General features: G+C 59.2%; 15 protein-coding genes. 1 reads left to right on the plus strand and 14 read right to left on the minus strand.

Annotated elements, in window-relative coordinates; translation table 11 throughout:
- Positions 1–17: 17 nt before the first annotated feature.
- A complete protein-coding gene (gene ndk, locus ACIROW_RS04425; protein ID WP_016834972.1) occupies positions 18–443 on the minus strand; it encodes a nucleoside-diphosphate kinase in 426 nt (141 codons plus the stop codon).
- A 225-nt stretch (positions 444–668) separates the two neighbouring features.
- On the opposite strand from ndk, the gene ACIROW_RS04430 reads away from it, so the two are divergent.
- A complete protein-coding gene (locus ACIROW_RS04430) occupies positions 669–1,361 on the plus strand; it encodes a Bax inhibitor-1/YccA family protein (RefSeq protein WP_402272299.1) in 693 nt (230 codons plus the stop codon).
- Positions 1,362–1,433: 72 nt separating this feature from the next.
- Here the strand turns inward: ACIROW_RS04430 and rlmD are convergent, their stop codons facing one another.
- From rlmD to ACIROW_RS04495, 13 genes are all read right to left on the minus strand, one after another.
- Entirely contained in the window at positions 1,434–2,792 is a 1,359-nt protein-coding gene (rlmD, locus tag ACIROW_RS04435; RefSeq protein ID WP_402272301.1) for a 23S rRNA (uracil(1939)-C(5))-methyltransferase RlmD, read from the minus strand.
- A gap of 77 nt (positions 2,793–2,869) precedes the next feature.
- Complete coding sequence (gene rpoS, locus ACIROW_RS04440; RefSeq protein ID WP_402272303.1) at positions 2,870–3,895, minus strand: RNA polymerase sigma factor RpoS; 1,026 nt, start codon at positions 3,893–3,895, stop codon at positions 2,870–2,872.
- Positions 3,896–3,898: 3 nt separating this feature from the next.
- Positions 3,899–4,909, minus strand: coding sequence for a peptidoglycan DD-metalloendopeptidase family protein (locus tag ACIROW_RS04445; protein ID WP_402272305.1), 1,011 nt, complete (start codon positions 4,907–4,909; stop codon positions 3,899–3,901).
- 124 nt (positions 4,910–5,033) lie between these two features.
- Positions 5,034–5,951: a protein-L-isoaspartate(D-aspartate) O-methyltransferase gene (locus ACIROW_RS04450; protein WP_402272307.1), complete on the minus strand. Its 918-nt coding sequence runs from the start codon at positions 5,949–5,951 to the stop codon at positions 5,034–5,036.
- Positions 5,948–6,685, minus strand: coding sequence for a 5'/3'-nucleotidase SurE (gene surE, locus ACIROW_RS04455; RefSeq protein WP_402272309.1), 738 nt, complete (start codon positions 6,683–6,685; stop codon positions 5,948–5,950). The genes ACIROW_RS04450 and surE overlap by 4 nt, the downstream gene beginning before the upstream one ends.
- Before the next feature lie 111 nt (positions 6,686–6,796).
- On the minus strand, positions 6,797–7,747 hold the full coding sequence (locus tag ACIROW_RS04460) for a flagellar brake protein (protein WP_402272311.1): 951 nt from the start codon (positions 7,745–7,747) through the stop codon (positions 6,797–6,799).
- Positions 7,748–7,749: 2 nt separating this feature from the next.
- A complete protein-coding gene (locus ACIROW_RS04465) occupies positions 7,750–9,774 on the minus strand; it encodes an ATP-dependent DNA helicase (protein ID WP_402272313.1) in 2,025 nt (674 codons plus the stop codon).
- Positions 9,775–9,924: 150 nt separating this feature from the next.
- A complete protein-coding gene (locus ACIROW_RS04470) occupies positions 9,925–10,131 on the minus strand; it encodes a YdcH family protein (protein WP_081768826.1) in 207 nt (68 codons plus the stop codon).
- 165 nt (positions 10,132–10,296) lie between these two features.
- Entirely contained in the window at positions 10,297–11,076 is a 780-nt protein-coding gene (locus tag ACIROW_RS04475) for a hypothetical protein (protein WP_402272316.1), read from the minus strand.
- 17 nt (positions 11,077–11,093) lie between these two features.
- On the minus strand, positions 11,094–12,191 hold the full coding sequence (zapE, locus tag ACIROW_RS04480; protein WP_402272318.1) for a cell division protein ZapE: 1,098 nt from the start codon (positions 12,189–12,191) through the stop codon (positions 11,094–11,096).
- 149 nt (positions 12,192–12,340) lie between these two features.
- The gene (lpdA, locus tag ACIROW_RS04485) at positions 12,341–13,768 is read right to left on the minus strand and encodes a dihydrolipoyl dehydrogenase (protein WP_402272320.1); all 1,428 of its coding nucleotides are present in this window, start codon (positions 13,766–13,768) and stop codon (positions 12,341–12,343) included.
- Between the two features lie 143 nt (positions 13,769–13,911).
- Positions 13,912–15,159 (minus strand): 2-oxoglutarate dehydrogenase complex dihydrolipoyllysine-residue succinyltransferase, encoded by a 1,248-nt coding sequence (gene odhB / locus ACIROW_RS04490; RefSeq protein WP_402272322.1) that lies wholly within the window; start codon positions 15,157–15,159, stop codon positions 13,912–13,914.
- Positions 15,160–15,236: 77 nt separating this feature from the next.
- Positions 15,237–18,101, minus strand: a complete 2,865-nt coding sequence (locus ACIROW_RS04495; protein ID WP_265213028.1) for a 2-oxoglutarate dehydrogenase E1 component — start codon at positions 18,099–18,101, stop codon at positions 15,237–15,239.
- Between the last annotated feature and the right edge of the window lie 274 nt (positions 18,102–18,375).

Raw genomic sequence — 18,375 nt, forward strand, 5'->3', positions numbered from 1 at the left:
GGACAACTTGCTGCAAATTAACGCGAGTAGATGTTCAGCGCTGGGAAGAAATACGAAATTTCAACCTTGGCTGTTTCTGCTGCGTCGGAACCGTGCACTGCGTTGGCGTCGATCGAATCAGCGAAATCGGCGCGGATTGTGCCTTTTTCTGCCTTCTTCGGATCGGTTGCGCCCATCAGGTCGCGGTGCTTCAGGATGGCGTTTTCGCCTTCGAGGGCTTGCACGATCACAGGACCGGAGACCATGAAGTCGACCAGATCCTTGAAGAATGGACGCTCGCGGTGAACCGCGTAGAAACCTTCAGCTTCGGCACGCGACAAGTGAATCATGCGCGCAGCGATGATTTTCAGGCCGGCGTTTTCGAAACGGGTATAAATCTGACCGATCACGTTTTTCGCAACTGCGTCCGGTTTGATAATCGACAGGGTGCGTTCAATTGCCATGTGTAAAAACTCCAATAAAAAGAAAGGGTTAAAGCCGTTAATTAACAATTCAATCAACCTTTAATTCTACCACGAAACGACCATTTATCAGCCTAATTCGCGTTAAAGCATGACAAACTGACAAAAATTACCCGCTTCCACTGCCGAACTTCACTCTTGCGGCGATGTCTCATGCGGTGAGCGTCGTGCTATGCTCTGTTCGCATTTAACGCTACCGGAGGACGAATGAACAATTACTCGCAAAACACACTTGAAAACCTGAACACAGGTGCCCTGGCCCGCAATCGCGTGCTGCGCAACACATACTGGCTGCTCGCATTGTCGATGATCCCGACCGTTCTGGGCGCATGGCTGGGAGTACAGTTCCACCTGAGCCTGTTCGCCGGCAGCCCGATGATCGGTTTCGTGGTGTTCATGGCGGTGGCCTTCGGCTTCTTCTACGCAATCGAAAAGACCAAGAATTCCGGCTTGGGCGTCGCCGTCTTGCTCGGCTTCACCTTCTTCATGGGCCTGATGCTGTCGCGCCTGATCGAATACACGCTGGGCTACTCCAACGGAGCCCAGCTGATCATGACCGCATTCGGCGGCACCGCGCTGATTTTCGGCGTCATGGCGACCGTCGCGACCGTGTCCAAGCGCGACTTCTCGGGCATGAGCAAATGGCTGTTCGCCGGCGTGCTGGTGATTATCGTTGCATCCCTGGCCAATATCTTCCTGCAACTGCCGGCGCTGCAACTGACCATTTCGGTGGTGGCCATCGCGATTTTTTCGGCGTATATCCTGTTTGATGTGCAACAAGTCATCAACGGCGGCGAAACCAATTACATTTCGGCCACTTTGGCGATCTACCTGGACGTCTATAACGTGTTCGTCAACCTGCTCTCGATCCTTGGCATCGTGGGCGGCAATCGCGACTGATTCAACAGAAAAAAGCTTCAAATAAAAAGCCGACCTTCAGGTCGGCTTTTTTCATGGCGTCTCCGGGAAAACTCATTCGGGCAAATCAAACACCGCCATGGATTCCACGTGCGCCGTGTGCGGGAACATGTTTACCACGCCCGCCAGTGTCAGACGATAACCGCCCAGACTGACCAACTCACCGGCATCACGCGCCAGCGTGGCGGGATTGCAGGAAACATAGACGATGCGCTTCGGCTTCAGATGGGCATGCTCCCCGGCTAGTCCCGCAATCGCCTTACAGACTTCCAGCGCACCTTCGCGTGGAGGATCGATCAACATGCGATCAAATTTACCCAGTGCGACGAAGTCTTCCGTGCTTGCCTCGAACAGGTTGCGGCAGTAGAAGGCCGTCTTGCCGGCAACGGCGTTGACCTTGGCATTCTCGGCGGCGCGCTCGGTCAAGGCGGTGCTGCCCTCGATGCCGACGACTTCCCTGGCCAGTGTCGCGATCGGCAAGGTGAAATTACCCAGGCCGCAAAACAGATCGGCAACGCGATCTTCCGGCTGCACATCGAGCAAACGCACGGCCCGGGCGACCAGCACGCGGTTGATCTGGTGATTGACCTGAGTGAAATCGGTAGGCTTGAACGGCATGCGGATGCCGAATTCCGGCAGCGTGTAGTGCAAGTTCGATTGTGGTGGATAGAACGGATGCGCCGTGTCCGGACCTTTCGGCTGCAACCACCACTCAACCTTGTACTCGTCGGCAAAAGCCTTGAGCTTGAGCTCGTCGTCGGCGCTGGGCGGCTCCATCACGCGCAACACCATGACCGTGGTTTTCACGCCGTTGTCGCCCTCGCCGATGGCCAGTTCAATCTGCGGCAGACGGTCGATGATGCTCAGCGAACCGATCAGCGCGCGCAGCGGCATCAGCATTGCCGAGACGTGCGGCGGCAGAATTTCGCACGTCTTCATGTCGCTGACGAACGGCGATTTCTTTTCATGGAAACCGACCAGAACGGTGCCCTTCTTGACCACGTTCTTGACTGAAATCCGCGCGCGATAACGGTAGCCCCAGGTCGGCCCGTAAATCGGCCGCAACATGGTTTCCGCCTTGAGTTTGCTGAGATGCCAGAGATTGTCTTCGAGCACGCGCTGTTTCATCGCGACTTGGGCCGACGGCTCCAGATGCTGCATGGCGCAGCCGCCGCAGAGACCGAAGTAGTCGCATTGCGGCTTGACGCGCAAGGACGATTCACGGTGCAGAGCGGTCATGGTGGCGGCTTCCCATTTTGGTTTCCGCCGATAAGACTGGAAGCTGACCTGCTCGCCGGGCAATGCGCCTTCGACGAAAATCACCTTGCCCTGGGTGCCGTCTTCGTTCGCCAGATGACCGACGCCGCGCCCATCCATGTCGAGGGCTTTGATATTGATGATATTTTGCTGCATAGAAAAATAGATGCGACCGCCGTCGCGGCCAAAAGACCAAAAACGCTATTGTCGGCGATACCGTCGGCGGAGGGAAGCTAAAACAGCGCGTCCTTGCCAACGCCACGGGCCAGCAGGCTGCGTTTGAGCTTGATAAGGGCTTCTTGCTGAACCTGGCGCACGCGTTCACGGGTGATGCCCATCTCCGAAGCGAGTTGTTCCAGCGTGGAGGGATCGTCGTTGTCGAGGCCGAAGCGCCGGGTAATGACGATTCGTTGCTTGTCAGGCAAATTTTTAAGCCAGTCGCGGATCAGTATTGATACTTCGTGGTATTCGGCCTTGGTGTCGGGACTCTCGTCGAGCGAGCCCGGCAACAGGTCGATCAGGCTGGCCTGCGGATCGTTGTCGAGTGGCGTGTCCAGCGAAGCCGCATGTTCGGACAGTGCCAGCACGTCCTGTACGTCTTCGACCGGGCGATCGACCAGATGGGCAATGTCTTCGGCAGTAGCGTCGCGGCCATCGTGATGCTGTGCTTCCAGATGGTATTTCGCCCGCAGGATCTGATTCAGCTCGCGCACCATGTGCACCGGCAGCCGCACCGTGCGTGCCTGGTTCATGATGGCGCGTTCGATACTCTGGCGAATCCACCAGGTGGCGTAGGTCGAGAAACGGAATCCGCGTTCAGGCTCGAACTTGTCGATAGCGCGCATGAGGCCGAGATTGCCCTCTTCGATCAGGTCGAGCAAGGCAACGCCGCGGTTGATGTAGTGTTTGGCGATCGACACGACCAGGCGCAGGTTATGCTCGATCATCTTCTGGCGCGAAGCGAAATCGCCCTGCTTTGCCAGCGTGGCGAAATACAGCTCTTCCGGCGCGGTCAGCAGCGGCCGGGTGCCGATCTGGTTGAGGTAGTGCTGGGTGGTGTCGGTGGACAGCTCGGCTGCCAGCACCTTCTTGAGCTCTTCTACGCCCTCGGCAACGACGACGACTTCTGCTTCGCCCTCGGCATCAGCCTCTTCACCCTCGTCAATGACTTCCAGATCGTCGACTGCTTCCAACGGCTCGACCGGATCGTCCGATCGGGACTCATCATCTGGCAGGTGATCGCGAGGGCTTGGGCTCATACGCTAACGTGGCGGCAGGTATTTCGACGGATCGACAGGCTTGCCCTGCTGGCGAATCTCGAAGTGCAACTTGACGCTGTCGCTATCCGAATTTCCCATCTCGGCAATCTTCTGTCCCTTGGTTACAGCTTGCCCTTCCTTCACCAGTATCGTCTTGTTGTGCGCATAAGCCGACAAGAGATTATTGGAATGCTTGACGATCACGAGGTTACCGTAACCACGGATGCCGGCGCCGGCATACATGACCTTCCCGGCACCCGCCGCCATGACCGGCTGGCCGCTCTTGCCGGCGATGTCGACACCCTTCTTGCCACCGTCGAAAGTCCCGACAACCTTGCCTTCGGCGGGCCACATCCATGATACGGCTTCGTCGTCACCAGCCGCTGCGGCAGCAGCCGGCTTCTCGGCCGGATGCGCAACATCGGCCTTGGCCGGAGTTTGGGCAGCAGAAGCGATAGCAGGCGCTGCTGCCGGAGCCGTCGACGCAGTCGACGGCGCGGCGTCCGGTTTCTCGAGCTCGGCCAGCGTGCTGTCCGAATAGGCGCGCTTGTCGCCGCGCGGACCCGTCTTGTTGGTACTGGCGCCTGTACCAGCCGCTGCAGGCGCAGCACCGGCAGAAGGCGACGCACCCAATGGACGGACCTCAATACCCGATGCGCCTGCCGCCGGAGCAACCACGGCGCCGGTTTGAACGCCGTCAGGCGGCAAGACGCGCAGCACCTGATCAACCTTGATGTCGTTCGCGTTGGTCAGATTGTTCCAGGCCACGATGTCGCGATAGCTCTGCCCCGATTCCAGCGCGATGCGATACAGCGTATCGCCCTTCTTCACCGTGTAATAGCCTTTTCCCTCAGGGCGCGCCGGTGCCGCTGCTGCGATCTTGGTGGGGTCTACCGCCGGCTTGGCCGAGCTGGTCGTACGTTCCACCACAGGAGCTGCAGTGCGCGGAGTGGTAGTACACCCTGCCAACAGACTCACGACAATCCCCAACCAGACCAGACGATTATTTTTCATGCTCATTACATTAAATTTTGTACAACGATAACGTTGACCCGCGTCCTGCGCGAGAAGTTCATCGGGATCGGCGAGGCAAAAAACCGCTCGCCGCCGTATTCTGAATAGCTTGTTTTATTTCTTGTTACACCGTGCCCGGACGCAGCGGCACAAAATGGCATTCTTCCAGGGTTTCGCTGGTCCACTCGAATTTACTAATACGTTCGATGAGCTGCAACATCTGCTGACGCCCCCCGACCGGCGCCACCAGGCGCCCGCCGATCGCCAGCTGTTCCAGCAGCGCCTGCGGCACTTCCAGTCCGGCCGCCGCCAGAATGATGCCGTCGAACGGCGCCACCTGCGGCAGGCCTAGCATACCATCTCCGTAATGCAAGCGGATGTTGGCGATACGCAGCGGCCGCAAATTGGTTTTGGCCAGTTCGTGAAGAGGCTTGATGCGCTCGATCGAGAATACCTCTTTCGCGACCAGCGAAAGAACGGCCGCCTGGTAGCCGCAACCGGTGCCGATTTCCAGCACGCGATCGAGCACCTTGCCCTTATTATTGTCGCGCATGATCTCGATCATGCGCGCCACGATATACGGCTGTGAAATGGTCTGGTGATGTCCAATCGGCAACGAGGCATCGATATAGGCCTGACTCGACAGCCCCGGCTCCATGAACATGTGGCGCGGCACTGCCTCCATCGCCGCTAATACCTTTTGATCGCTGACGCCTTGCTTTGCCACGCGCGCCACCATGGCCTTGCGGACCGCTTCGGACACCAGCGGCGCCGAGCGATTGGACGTGGCAATCGGCGTCGGCAATGCCGTGCGTGAGACTGGCGTTGCAGCAGGCTTGCCGGCTTGCGAAGCTGGCGTCGGCTGCTGCGCAGCACGCGCTGCCTGCGCCTTCGCGGCCAGGCGACCAGAGTCCAGTGCGGCATTGCGCGTTGCCGTTTGCGGCGTCACCACGGTGCGCGCAGGTGCGCCAGAGGCGGTCTTGCCCTTCTTCTCCACCACGGAAGACAAGGACAGCGGGAAGCGGCTAGGTTTGCCGGTCATACGAGCGCTTTCTTCAGGTCGGCCAACTGACTGGTGTGCGTCAGGTCGATCTGCAACGGTGTGATCGACACGTGGCCGTTCGCGGTCGCATGGAAGTCGGTGCCCTCACCGGCATCCTTGACGCCACCGGGCGGGCCGATCCAGTAAATGTCCTTGCCGTGCGGATCACGCATTTTGTAGACCGGCTCCGACATATGGCGCTTGCCCAGTCGCGTCGCTACGCAGGACTTGAGTTCGGCATACGGCAGGTTGGGAATGTTGACGTTCAGCAGATACGGTTTAGCGATGGCGTCGAACTGGCGCTCAATCACTTCGCGGGCGATGCGTGCGGCGCTATCCAGATGTTCCCAGCCTTTGTGCAATTGCGAAAACGCGATGGCCGGGATGCCAAACAGGAAACCTTCGGTCGCTGCGGCAACCGTGCCGGAATACAAGGTGTCGTCGCCCATGTTCTGGCCCTGATTGATGCCGGAGACGATCAGGTCGGGACGATCCGGCAGCAAACCGGTCAGCGCGACGTGCACGCAGTCGGACGGCGTGCCGTTAAGGTAATAAAAACCATTGCCGGCGCGCTCAACCCATAACGGCCGGTCCAGCGTCAGCGAATTGGAGCTGCCGGAGCGGTTGCTGTCGGGCGCGACCACGGTGATTTCGGCGATGGCGGACAAGGCGTCAGCCAGCGCAATGAGGCCTGGAGCAAGGTAACCGTCGTCGTTGCTGATGAGAATTTTCATCCCGCCATTTTACCCGAAGCGCCCGGCTCAATTCAGGGAGAAATGCGACCGTTCGACGCAAAAAAGCAGCATCTCCAGCCTTGCAGAGAAACCTGCTTTGCAGGCACGAAGTCAGTCCGTTTCGCTGGCGGTCTGATAGACGAACGCCGACAGGATGACACGGTCGCGCGCCGACACGTCGACGAATTCCAGACCGTATTTGGCGTAGTGAGGATCAGCGTCGGCCTCCACCATTCGCAACACCACATCAAGATCCAGCCCGCGCTCTTCGCCGGCGACATTGACGATGAAGCGCAAACGACCGCTGGCATCCTTGCCGCTGCCAAGAAAGGTGCCGATGCCGGATACGCCGCCGACGCTGATATCCAGCAGGCTGATCTTTGCCGGCGGCGCCGTGCCAATGGTCAGGAAGGCATCCAGGTCGACTTCCACGCGCGCATCCTGACGGATCACCGTACAACGTATTTCACGCGGGCAGGCCAGATGCAGGTAGGGATAAGGCAGATTCTGATACTTGAGCACGCTGGTCGCAAAGGCATATGCGCGACGTCCGGACAAAGCCCGCACCACCACCACCTGACCATCGCGCAAGTGAATGTACTTGCCGTCTTTCACGGGAGGCGAGACCAACATGCTCTTGCCGACCAGGCTGCCGATCAGACTGATGTTGTAACGCAGCTCGGGCGCTTCCTTGAGCTGTAGCGTGACGGCATCGCCGATCTGCCAGCGCACCTCATCCATGCCGACAATGCTCTCCTGCCCGCGGCTCGGCGCCGGTGGACGCAGTCCTTTGGAGCGGCGGCGCTTCTGCAGGACATCAAGCGACTTCGGCAACGGCACCGAATCGGTGTCCGGCTCGTCGCCCCATTTTTCATTGCGGAATAACCCGTGTTCCAGCAGCCCATCCAGCTGGCCTTGAGTATCAATCATGCTGCCGCGCGCCAGCAGCAGATCACCCATGTCGTTATAGATGGGCCAAGGTGACGGTTGCCCGACGACCAGTTCGCTGGCGCGCACTGGCACCAGCGCAGTCGAGGCGGATGACGAGCGCAGCCCTGCCATTCTCAGTTTTCCTCGGCTGCCGCAGCCATGGCAGCACGACGCGCAAAGAAATCTTCCACCATGCCGATTTCACGGGTGCGCTTGAACGGCGGCAGGCTTTGCCAGATACGGCGGCCGTAACCCTTGGAGATCAGCCGCGGATCGCAGATCATCAGCACGCCGCGATCAGTCTCGTCGCGGATCAGGCGACCGGCGCCCTGCTTCAGGTTGATGATCGCCGCCGGCAATTGATGATGCACGAAGCCGTTGAGGCCCTTCTTTTCCAGCTCGGCGATACGTGCCGCCAGTACCGGATCGTCAGGCGGGGAAAATGGCAACTTGTCGATGATCACCAGAGACAAGGCATCGCCGCGCACGTCGACGCCTTCCCAGAAACTTTGGCTGCCGATCAGCACGCCGTTGCCGGAAGCGCGGAAACGATCCAGCAATTCGGTACGGCCGGCTTCGCCCTGCACCATCAGTGGAAACGGCAGGCCGCGCTGTTCGAACTCTTCACGCAGGCGCTCTGCGGCGCGATTGACCGCACGGATCGTAGTGCACAGCAGGAAAGTGCGGCCGCCGGCGGCGATGATGGCCGGCAGCGCGGCGTCAATCACGGCGTCGGTGTATTCGTAGGAATTCGGCTGCGGCAGGTTGTTCGGCACATAGAGCAAGCCCTGCTGTTCATAATCGAACGGGCTCGGCCAGGATTTTGCCGGCTCGTCCCATAGCCCCATCTGCGAGGTGTAGTGATGGAAATCGTTTTTTACCGCCAGCGTCGCCGAGGTGAAGATCCACGTGCGCGGCACGCCTTCGCGCTGCTTGTTGAAAATTGGTGCGATCGACAGCGGCGTACGATGCAATTGCAGTGAAGAGGTGAATGCCTCTACCCACAACACGTAGGTCTGTCCATCTTCGCCGGCGGCCTTGTCTTGCGCACCGTTCCATTTTTCAAGCTGGTACGACAATTCAATTGCACGGGTCCGGCATTGCTCGATCGTTTCAGCGCGCTCGGCTTGTTTTTCCAGCACGGCGGTCATGTCGTCCATGTTGTCGCGCAAGGTTTCCAGCGCCGGGAAGAACACGCTGGACGGAGCGATCTGGTTGACCGCCAGGCGCACGATGTCTTCCGGGAAAGCCAGCCGCAGGTCGCGCGCCGCCTTCTCGACCGGCGCCACCACCTTGGCCCAGTCGGCGCCGTCACGCGCATGCGACAGGCCTTCGGCCAGCACGTCGCGGCACAATTCCAGTATCTGCGAGGTCGACACGGTGTCGCCGAAGAACATGGTCGCGGTTTCCGGCAACTGATGCGCCTCGTCGAAAATCACGGTATTCGCGGTCGGCAGCAACTCGGCCACGCCGGTGTCCTTGAGTGCAACGTCGGCGAAGAACAAATGATGATTGACCACCACCACATCGGCCTGCTGCGCTTCCTTGCGCGCCTTCATGACGAAGCAGTCCTGGTAGTACTGGCATTCGGCGCCGAAACAGGTGTCGCGCGTGGACGTCACGAGGTTCCAGATCAGCGCGTTTTCCGGCACCTTGGACAACTCGGCCTTGTCGCCCGAGGAAGTGGTTTTCATGAAGCGCGAAATTTCGCGCAGGTAGCCGACATCGTCGCGCGAGGTCATGCGGCCATTCTGCAGCGTGCGCTCGAGATGGAAATGGCAAACGTAGTTGGAACGCCCCTTCAGCAGCGCCACCGAGACGGGCGCGCTCAAGGCCTTGCGCACGGTCGGGATATCGCGCAAGTAAAGCTGGTCCTGCAAGTTCTTGGTGCCGGTGGAGACGATCACCTTGCCGCCCCACAGCAGCGCCGGAACCAGGTACGCGAAGGTCTTGCCGGTGCCGGTGCCGGCCTCGGCGATCAGGGTGCTCTGGCCGGCAATCGCTTCAGCGATGGCCTTCGCCATTTCGGTCTGGGCGTGGCGCGGACGATAGCTGCCGACCTGCCCGCCCAGCGGACCGTCGGCGCCGAACAGGCGCTCAACCTCGGCATCATGGATACCTTGCGGGACGGATGCGGCGGTATCTTCGATGGAACTCACTGACTCATGCCTGTAAAGAGGTTAAACCTGAACCGAAAAGTGTCGGACGCCATGCTGTCGCCAACGACGTTGCCGTCGCGGCAAGGTCATGACAACGGAAATGGGGGCTGCGAATGAAATCGGCCAAAAATTGCGAAATGCGCGTCGGATTCAGGCCGGAATATCGGGGATCAATTGCATTTTAAGCAACATGATATGGTCCTTCAATTGCAGCTTGCGCTTCTTCAAACGACGCAATTGTAATTCCTCATGACGCACTTCGCGTGAAAGCAGGTCGATCACGGCGTCGAGATCGCGGTGCTCTACTTCCAGTTCGATAATACGGCGCTGTATATCTTCGCGGTGCGTCATTGTCATGTCGGCTTCTGTAGCAAAAACGGCTGGAGGTTGCAGGGGTCGCAGATTGAGGATTGCGCGCCACCGCTACCAAAAAAGAACTGCATACAGTGTAATCCACCTGCCGCAGGTCAACAATCGTTGTTGACCGCGACACTCACTGCAAAGCAAGCGGCCGCAGCCGGACTACTTGGGTTGATTCGGATCCGCGACGCTTGGTCCGGAGGCAGGCGCCTGCTGTTGCTTGGCAGCACGCTCGCGGTCCTTCTGAGCCTTGTTGGCCTCAACTTCCTTGCGGTGCACTTCGGCCGCCTTGACCTTTTCCTGGTAGGCCTTTTCATTGGCCTCGCGTTGCGGCGCCTTGGCGGCGTCAGCAGCTTGTTTCTGCTGAAGCTGCGCCTCATGCGCCTTCACGCGCGCATCTTCCTTGCCTGCGCTCTGCTGCTCGCGTTCCTTGACTTGCTGCTGCTTGGCGGCGCTCTCCTGCACCTTGCGCGCGGCAGCGGCGTCGCGGTCCTTCTGATCAGCGGCACGACGCGCCGAGTCCTGTTCGTCCTTGACGCGCTGCTCGGCCAGCGACTTGTCGCGATCATCGGCCTTGGCCTGGCGCTTGTATGCGTTGGCTTCGACTTCGACATCACGCACCTGCTTGCCGGCGACGCGATTGCGCTCCTTGGCGCCGTCCAGGCAAATCGCCACGAAAAACTTCTTGTAGCAATCGCGCTGTTCGGCGATGTACTGGTCTTCGATGATGAGGCGTTCCTTGTCGGCGTCCGCCAGGATCTCGTCGGCTTCATCGGTCGAACGGATCGAACCCGACGGATAGCGTTCGTTGAACGCCGGCTTGCCGGGCGCCCCGTAAGGCGCAGGCTCAGCGGTCACAACCGACGGCAGCGTCAGTCCGGCGACGGCCAGCATCAGCATGGCGGCAGGAACGCGGCAGGTTTTTTGAAGAAATGATTGCATGTAACCCTTATCCATAATCAGGCGAGCTTGTCCGCAGCGAGACGGCGTTCGGAATCCATGTACTCGCGCGATTGCATCTCAATGATACGTGAAACCGTACGGTGAAATTCATTTGCCAGCATGCCTTCCGTATAGAGTTCTTCCGGCTCGACTTCGGCCGACATGATGAGCTTGACCTTGTGGTCATAGAACACGTCGATGAGCCAAGTGAAGCGGCGCGCTTCCGACGACATCGCTGCCGACATGCGCGGAATGCCCGACAGGATCACGGTCTGGAAGCGGCTGGCGATTTCAAGATAGTCGTTCTGCGAACGCGGGCCGCCGCACAAGGTGGCGAAATCAAACCAGATGGCGCTGCCGGCGCGGCGCAAGGCGCGGATTTCTCGCGCCTCGATATGCACGCGCGTGTCTTCGTCGGCGGTTTCGGCGACGGCGGCAAACGCCTCGCGCAATTCGCTGTCGGTGCCGGCATTGAGCGGCGTGTGATAAATCCTGACCTGCTCCAGCGCACGCTTGCGGTAATCGACGCCGGCGTCGATGTTCATGACATCCAGCTTGCTGTTGAGCAGCTGGATGGTCGGCAGCATGCGGTCGCGATGCAGGCCGTCCGGATACAGCGTGTCCGGCTTGTAATTCGAGGTCATGACGAAGGACACGCCGTTATCGAACAGGCCGCCGAGCAGGTTGTACAGAATCATCGCATCGGCGATGTCGGAAACGTGGAATTCATCGAAGCAGATCAGGCGGTATTTCTTGGCGATGCGCTTGGCGACCTCGTCAAGCGGATTGGCGATGCCCTTCAGCTCGTCCAGCTGGCGATGCACGTCGCGCATGAATTCGTGGAAGTGGACGCGCGTCTTGCGCACCACCGGCACCACCGAATAGAAGCTGTCCATCAAGAAGGATTTACCACGTCCCACCCCCCCCCACATGTACACGCCACGCGGTACGTCAGGACGATTGATCAGGCGCTTGAAGGTGCTGGAGCGTTGCGATTTGAACGCCACCCATTCTTCATAGGCACGCTGCAGGCGATCGATAGCACGCTGCTGCGCCTCGTCGGATTTGAAGCCACGCTCGCTTAGCGCATGATCGTAGAATTCGCGGACATCCATGGTTGATCTTTATTTTATTGCGCTGCCTCCGGATGCCGGAGACGGACGATTCATTGCAGCCTAAATACTGCAGCCTAAAACAAAATGGGCGAGCCAGGCTCGCCCATCGGAGATGATCGGAGTTTACCGGTAATGGCAAACTCGTTTCATCAGAAGTTCAGCGCGCGCTTGTCGACTGCCAGTGCGGCTTCCTTCGTTGCTTCGGACAACGATGGGTGAGCGTGGCAGATGCGTGCGATGTCTTCGGCGGAAGCACGGAATTCCATCGCCACCACGGCTTCGGAAATCAGTTCCGAAGCCATCGGACCGACGATGTGCACGCCGAGGATTTCGTCAGTCTTGGCATCCGCCAGGAACTTGACCATACCTGAGGTATCGCCCAGCGCACGTGCGCGGCCATTGGCCAGGAACGGGAAGGTGCCGGCCTTGTACGCAATGCCGTCGGCCTTCAGTTGCTGTTCGGTCTTGCCGACCCATGCGATTTCCGGCGAGGTGTAGATGACCCAAGGGATGGTATTGAAGTTGACGTGACCGTGTTGACCGGCGATACGCTCGGCAACGGCAACGCCCTCTTCTTCGGCCTTGTGCGCCAGCATCGGGCCGCGTACCACGTCGCCCACTGCCCACACGTTCGGCAGGTTGGTCTTGCAGTCGCCGTCGACGGCGATGAAGCCGCGTTCGTCGAGCTTCAGGCCGATGGCTTCAGCATTCAGGCCGGTGGTGTTCGGGGTGCGGCCGATCGAGATGATCAGCTTGTCGAACACGGCCTTTTGCGCATTGCCCTTGTCGTCTGTGTAGTCGACGCTGACGTCCTTCTTGCCCGCTTTGATGTCGCCGATCTTGACGCCCAGGCTCACTGTCAGGCCTTGCTTGGCCAGCAGCTTTTGCGCTTCCTTGGCGATCTGTTCATCGACTGCGCCGAGGAAAGTCGGCAGCGCTTCCAGCACGGTGACTTCCGCACCCAGACGACGCCAGACCGAGCCCATTTCCAGACCGATGACGCCGGCGCCGATGACGCCCAGCTTCTTCGGCACTTCGGTGATGGCCAGTGCGCCGGTGTTCGACAGGATCAGTTCTTCGTCAAATGGAGCGCCCGGCAATGCACGTGCATTGGAACCGGTGGCGACGATGACTTGCTTGGCGGTGATGGATTCTTCAGTGGCGCCGGCCACCTTGATTTCGTAGCCATTGGCGTCGCCCTTGACGAAGCTGCCGCGACCGTGGAAGAAGGTAACCTTGTTCTTCTTGAACAGGTACAGGATGCCGTCGTTGTTCTGCTTGACGACGGTGTTCTTGCGACCCAGCATTTGCGGCAGGTTCAGGCTCAGGCCCTTGACGTCGATACCGTGATCCTTGAACGCATGACCGGCATGCTCATAGTGCTCGGACGATTGCAGCAGCGCCTTCGATGGGATGCAACCAACGTTGGTGCAGGTGCCGCCTGGTGCAGGACCGCCCTTTTCGTTTTTCCATTCGTCGATGCAGGCGGTGTTGAAGCCCAGTTGTGCTGCGCGGATTGCAGCGATGTAGCCGCCAGGGCCGCCGCCGATGACGACCACGTCAAAATTCTTGCTCATAGTTTTATCCTAGTGCGTTTTTGAATGTGCGCAGACTGCTCACAGTCCGGCACGAATGCAAAAGAGAAAAAAGGCGCCGAGACAACAGAGGGACGATGATCCGGTTTCTCTGTCTTCCCTGCGCCTTTTTCAGGTCCTGATGATTAGAGATCCAACAACAGGCGTGCTGGGTCTTCCAGTGCTTCCTTGATGGCGACCAGGCTCAGGACGGCTTCGCGGCCGTCGATGATGCGGTGGTCGTAGGACAGTGCAAAGTAGTTCATCGGACGAATCACGATCTGACCGTTTTCAACCACGGCGCGATCCTTGGTGGCGTGAATGCCCAGAATCGCCGATTGTGGCGGGTTGATGATCGGTGTCGACAGCATCGAACCGAAGGTGCCGCCGTTGGACACGGTGAAGGTGCCGCCGGTCATTTCTTCGATCGACAGCTTGCCGTCCTTGGCCTTCTGACCGAATTCGCCGATCTTCTTTTCGATGTCGGCGATCGACAGTTGATCCGCGTCGCGCAGGACCGGAACCACCAGACCGCGTGGCGAACCGACTGCAACGCCGATGTCGAAGTAACCGTGGTAGACGATGTCGTTGCCGTCAACCGATGCATTGACGATCGGGTACTTCTTCAGTGCGTGGACCACTGCCTTGACGAAGAAGGACATGAAGCCCAGCTTGACGCCGTGTTCTTTTTCGAACTTGTCCTTGTACTTGGCGCGCAGGTCCAAGACAGGTTGCATGTTGATTTCGTTGAACGTGGTCAGGATGGCGTTGGTTGCTTGCGATTGCAGCAGACGCTCGGCCACGCGTGCGCGCAGACGGCTCATCGGCACGCGCTCTTCCGGACGGTTTTCCAGGCTTGGCTTGCCTGGGGCAGAAACTTGTTGCAGCGCCGGCTTGGCGGCAGCTGCTGCAGGAGCAGCGGCCTTCGGTGTTGCCAGGGAAGCCAGCACGTCGCCCTTGGTGACGCGACCATCCTTGCCTGTGCCCGACACTTGCGATGTCGACAGGTTGTTGTCGGCCAGGATCTTGGCGGCGGCAGGCATGGCGACGTCAGACTTGTTCAGCAGTTCAGGCGCTGCGACCGGTGTCGGTTCATTGGTGTTTTGCGGTGCAGGAGCAGCCTTGACTTCCAGCGGGCTCACTTGCGCGGACGCGTCGGTGTCCAGGATCGCGATGACTTCACCGGCGACCACGGTCGAACCGTCGGCCTTGATGATCTGAGTAATGACGCCGGCTTCCGGCGCCGGCAATTCCAGCACGACCTTGTCGGTTTCGACGTCGATCAGGTTTTCGTCGCGTGCGACGGCTTCGCCCACTTTTTTATGCCATTGCAGCAGCGTGGCTTCTGCAACGGATTCTGATAATTGCGGGACTTTTACTTCGATTTGTGCCATGTAACTTCTCCGATTCGGGTTATTCAATAAAACATCAGCGCGCATCGCCCTCGCAATGCGCGCCGTGCAAGATCTGATTACTTAGTCAGGACAAAGCCCTTGAGCTTCGAAAACGCGGTGTCGATCAGCGCCTTTTGTTGCGCATAGTGCTTGTCGTAGTAACCGACCGCTGGAGATGCGCTGGCTGGACGACCTGCGTAAGCAAGCTTTTGACCGTCAGTCAGATTTTCAAAGATGTTGTGCTGGATTTGCAGCCATGCGCCCTGGTTCTGCGGCTCGTCTTGCGTCCAGACCAATTCCTGGAAGTTCGGGAATTGCTTGAGCGCAGCGGCGAAGGCCTTGTGCGGGAACGGGTACAGTTGTTCGACGCGGATGATTGCCGTGTCGGTCTGACCGCGTTCCTTGCGTGCGTTGACCAGATCGTAGTAGACCTTGCCCGAGCAAGCGATGATGCGCTTGACCTTCTTGGCGTCGAGCTTGTCGTCCAGTTCCGGAATGACTGTCTGGAACGAACCCTTGGCCAGGTCGGACAGCGGCGAACCGGCATCCTTGTTACGCAACAGCGACTTCGGCGTGAGGATGATCAGCGGCTTGCGGAACAAGCGGATCATCTGACGACGCAGCAAGTGGAAAATCTGCGCGGCGGTGGTCGGCTGAACAACTTGCATGTTGTTGTCGGCGCACAGTTGCAGGTAACGCTCGAGACGCGCGGACGAGTGCTCAGGACCCTGGCCTTCGTAGCCGTGCGGCAGCATTTGCACCAGGCCCGAAGCGCGGCCCCACTTCACTTCACCGGAGCTGATGAATTGGTCCATCACGACTTGCGCGCCATTGGCGAAGTCGCCGAACTGGGCTTCCCAGATGGTCAGTGTATTCGGCTCGGCTGTCGAGTAACCGTATTCAAAGCCCAGCACCGCTTCTTCGGACAGAACCGAGTCGATCACGGTGTATGGCGCCTGGTTTTCTGCGACGTTTTGCAGAGGAATGTAGGTGCCTGCATCCCAACGTTCACGGTTTTGATCATGCAGAACGGCGTGACGGTGGACGAAGGTGCCACGGCCGGCATCCTGACCGGTCAGGCGAATGGCGTAGCCGGATGCGACCAGCGAAGCGTAGGCCAGATGTTCGCCCATGCCCCAGTCCAGGTTCAGATCGCCACGACCCATTGCAGCACGGTCGTTGATGACCTTCTCGACCAGCGCGTGCGCCTTGAAGCCTTCTGGGATGGTGGTGATGCGTGTCGCTAGGCGCTTCAGTTCCGCCAGCGGGACTGCGGTGTCGGCAGCGTCGGTCCACTTACGGTTCAGGAACGGCAGCCAGTCGACGGCGTACTTGCTCTTGAAGTTGGTGATGACCGGATCGACAGTGTGCTTGCCGCTGTCCATCGCATCGCGGAAAGCCTTGACCATGACGTCGCCGCCATCGGCAGGGATGGTGCCTTGCGCAGCCAGCTTTTCAGCATACAGCTTGCGTGTGCCCGGATGTTGCGCGATCTTTTTGTACATCAGCGGCTGTGTCAGCGCCGGTGTATCTTGCTCGTTGTGACCCAGCTTGCGGAAGCAGATGATGTCGACAACGATGTCCTTCTTGAACTGCATGCGGTAGTCGACCGCGATTTGCGTCGCGAACACGACGGCTTCAGGATCGTCGCCGTTGACGTGCAGCACAGGCGCTTCGATCATCTTGACCACGTCCGAGCAGTACAGCGTCGAACGGGAGTCACGTGGATCCGACGTGGTGAAACCGATCTGGTTGTTGATCACGATATGCACGGTACCGCCGGTGCCGTAGCCGCGCGTCTGCGCCAGATTCAGCGTTTCCATCACGACGCCCTGGCCGGCGAAAGCTGCATCGCCGTGGACCAGAATCGGCAGCACTTGCGAGCCGTCCTTGTCGCCGCGGCGATCCATACGCGCCTTGACCGAACCTTCAACCACAGGGTTGACGATTTCCAGGTGGGACGGGTTGAACGCCAGCGACAGGTGGACCGGGCCGCCCGGGGTACTGATGTCGGAAGAGAAGCCTTGGTGGTACTTGACGTCGCCGGCCGGCAGGTCGTCGGCGTGATGGCCTTCGAACTCCGAGAACAGTTCCTGAGGCGTCTTGCCCAGGATGTTGACCAGCACGTTCAGACGGCCGCGGTGGGCCATGCCGATAACGATTTCCTGCACGCCCTTTTCACCGGCGCGCTGGATGGTTTCATCCAGGGACGCGATGAAGCTTTCGCCGCCTTCCAGCGAGAAACGCTTCTGGCCGACGTACTTCGTGTGGAGGTAGCGCTCCAGGCCTTCGGCCGCGGTCAGGCGGTCGAGGATGTGCTTTTTCTTTTCAGCCGAGAACTGCGGCAGCGCGCGAGTCGGTTCCAGGCGTTCCTGGATCCAGCGCACTTCAGCCGGATCGCTGATATAGGTGAATTCGGCGCCGATCGAACGGCAGTAGGTATCGCGCAGCGATTGCAGCAGGTCGCGCAGCGATGCGGTTTCACCGCCGAAATAGGTGTTGCTGATGTTGAACACGATGTCCATGTCGGAATCGCTGAAGCCGTAGAAAGTCGGCTCGAGTTCAGGGATGCTTGGGCGTTCCTGGCGTTGCAGCGGATCCAGGTTGGCGAAGCGGGAACCCAGGTCGCGGTAACCGGCGATCAGTTGGGTTGCAGCGACGCGCTTGCGGCCCATTTCGGTATCAGCCGAAGCGACCACGGTGCGGATCGGACCTTGCTTGGCGCGCTCGGCGAACGAAGCGATCACCGGTGCATGGGCGACGTCAGGACGATTGGAGCCATCAACTGCAGGCACATGTTGCACCGCGTCGAAATAGGCACGCCAATTGTCTGGCACGGATCCGGGGTTATTGAGGTACGCCTCGTACAGTTCTTCCAAGTACGGCGCATTCCCACCAAAGAGGTAGGAGTTGAGATTATATTGCTCGTAGAGCTGAGTCATATCTGGCTCACCTTTCTTCGCGTTTCGCGAGATTAGCGGGTTAATCTAACCTTCCGCGACACGGCCTGACCGGTTAGCGGATTGCACATCAAGTTGTGGGGAAGGACCATGTCTACCTGAACTTTTTGAGTTATCCAGCCAGCATAGGCAGAATTATATATCCTTATTTCCAATAAAAAAGCGAATCCTTGAGATTCGCTTTTTTATTTGTGCCATTTGTTGCGCTGGCGGAAGGCAAGCCTTCCGCTTTACGCAAGAAGCCGCAACGAGATCA

The organism is Herbaspirillum sp. NPDC101397 (assembly GCF_044767325.1).
Classification (GTDB): domain Bacteria; phylum Pseudomonadota; class Gammaproteobacteria; order Burkholderiales; family Burkholderiaceae_D; genus Herbaspirillum.

Excerpts from the sequence above, each read along its gene's own strand:
- ndk (WP_016834972.1), bottom strand. The coding sequence starts at position 443 with ATGGCAATTGAACGCACCCTGTCGATTATCAAACCGGACGCAGTTGCG.
- ACIROW_RS04430 (WP_402272299.1), top strand. The coding sequence starts at position 669 with ATGAACAATTACTCGCAAAACACACTTGAAAACCTGAACACAGGTGCC.
- rlmD (WP_402272301.1), bottom strand. The coding sequence starts at position 2,792 with ATGCAGCAAAATATCATCAATATCAAAGCCCTCGACATGGATGGGCGC.
- rpoS (WP_402272303.1), bottom strand. The coding sequence starts at position 3,895 with ATGAGCCCAAGCCCTCGCGATCACCTGCCAGATGATGAGTCCCGATCG.
- ACIROW_RS04445 (WP_402272305.1), bottom strand. The coding sequence starts at position 4,909 with ATGAAAAATAATCGTCTGGTCTGGTTGGGGATTGTCGTGAGTCTGTTG.
- ACIROW_RS04450 (WP_402272307.1), bottom strand. The coding sequence starts at position 5,951 with ATGACCGGCAAACCTAGCCGCTTCCCGCTGTCCTTGTCTTCCGTGGTG.
- surE (WP_402272309.1), bottom strand. The coding sequence starts at position 6,685 with ATGAAAATTCTCATCAGCAACGACGACGGTTACCTTGCTCCAGGCCTC.
- ACIROW_RS04460 (WP_402272311.1), bottom strand. The coding sequence starts at position 7,747 with ATGGCAGGGCTGCGCTCGTCATCCGCCTCGACTGCGCTGGTGCCAGTG.
- ACIROW_RS04470 (WP_081768826.1), bottom strand. The coding sequence starts at position 10,131 with ATGACAATGACGCACCGCGAAGATATACAGCGCCGTATTATCGAACTG.
- ACIROW_RS04475 (WP_402272316.1), bottom strand. The coding sequence starts at position 11,076 with ATGCAATCATTTCTTCAAAAAACCTGCCGCGTTCCTGCCGCCATGCTG.
- zapE (WP_402272318.1), bottom strand. The coding sequence starts at position 12,191 with ATGGATGTCCGCGAATTCTACGATCATGCGCTAAGCGAGCGTGGCTTC.
- lpdA (WP_402272320.1), bottom strand. The coding sequence starts at position 13,768 with ATGAGCAAGAATTTTGACGTGGTCGTCATCGGCGGCGGCCCTGGCGGC.
- odhB (WP_402272322.1), bottom strand. The coding sequence starts at position 15,159 with ATGGCACAAATCGAAGTAAAAGTCCCGCAATTATCAGAATCCGTTGCA.
- ACIROW_RS04495 (WP_265213028.1), bottom strand. The coding sequence starts at position 18,101 with ATGACTCAGCTCTACGAGCAATATAATCTCAACTCCTACCTCTTTGGT.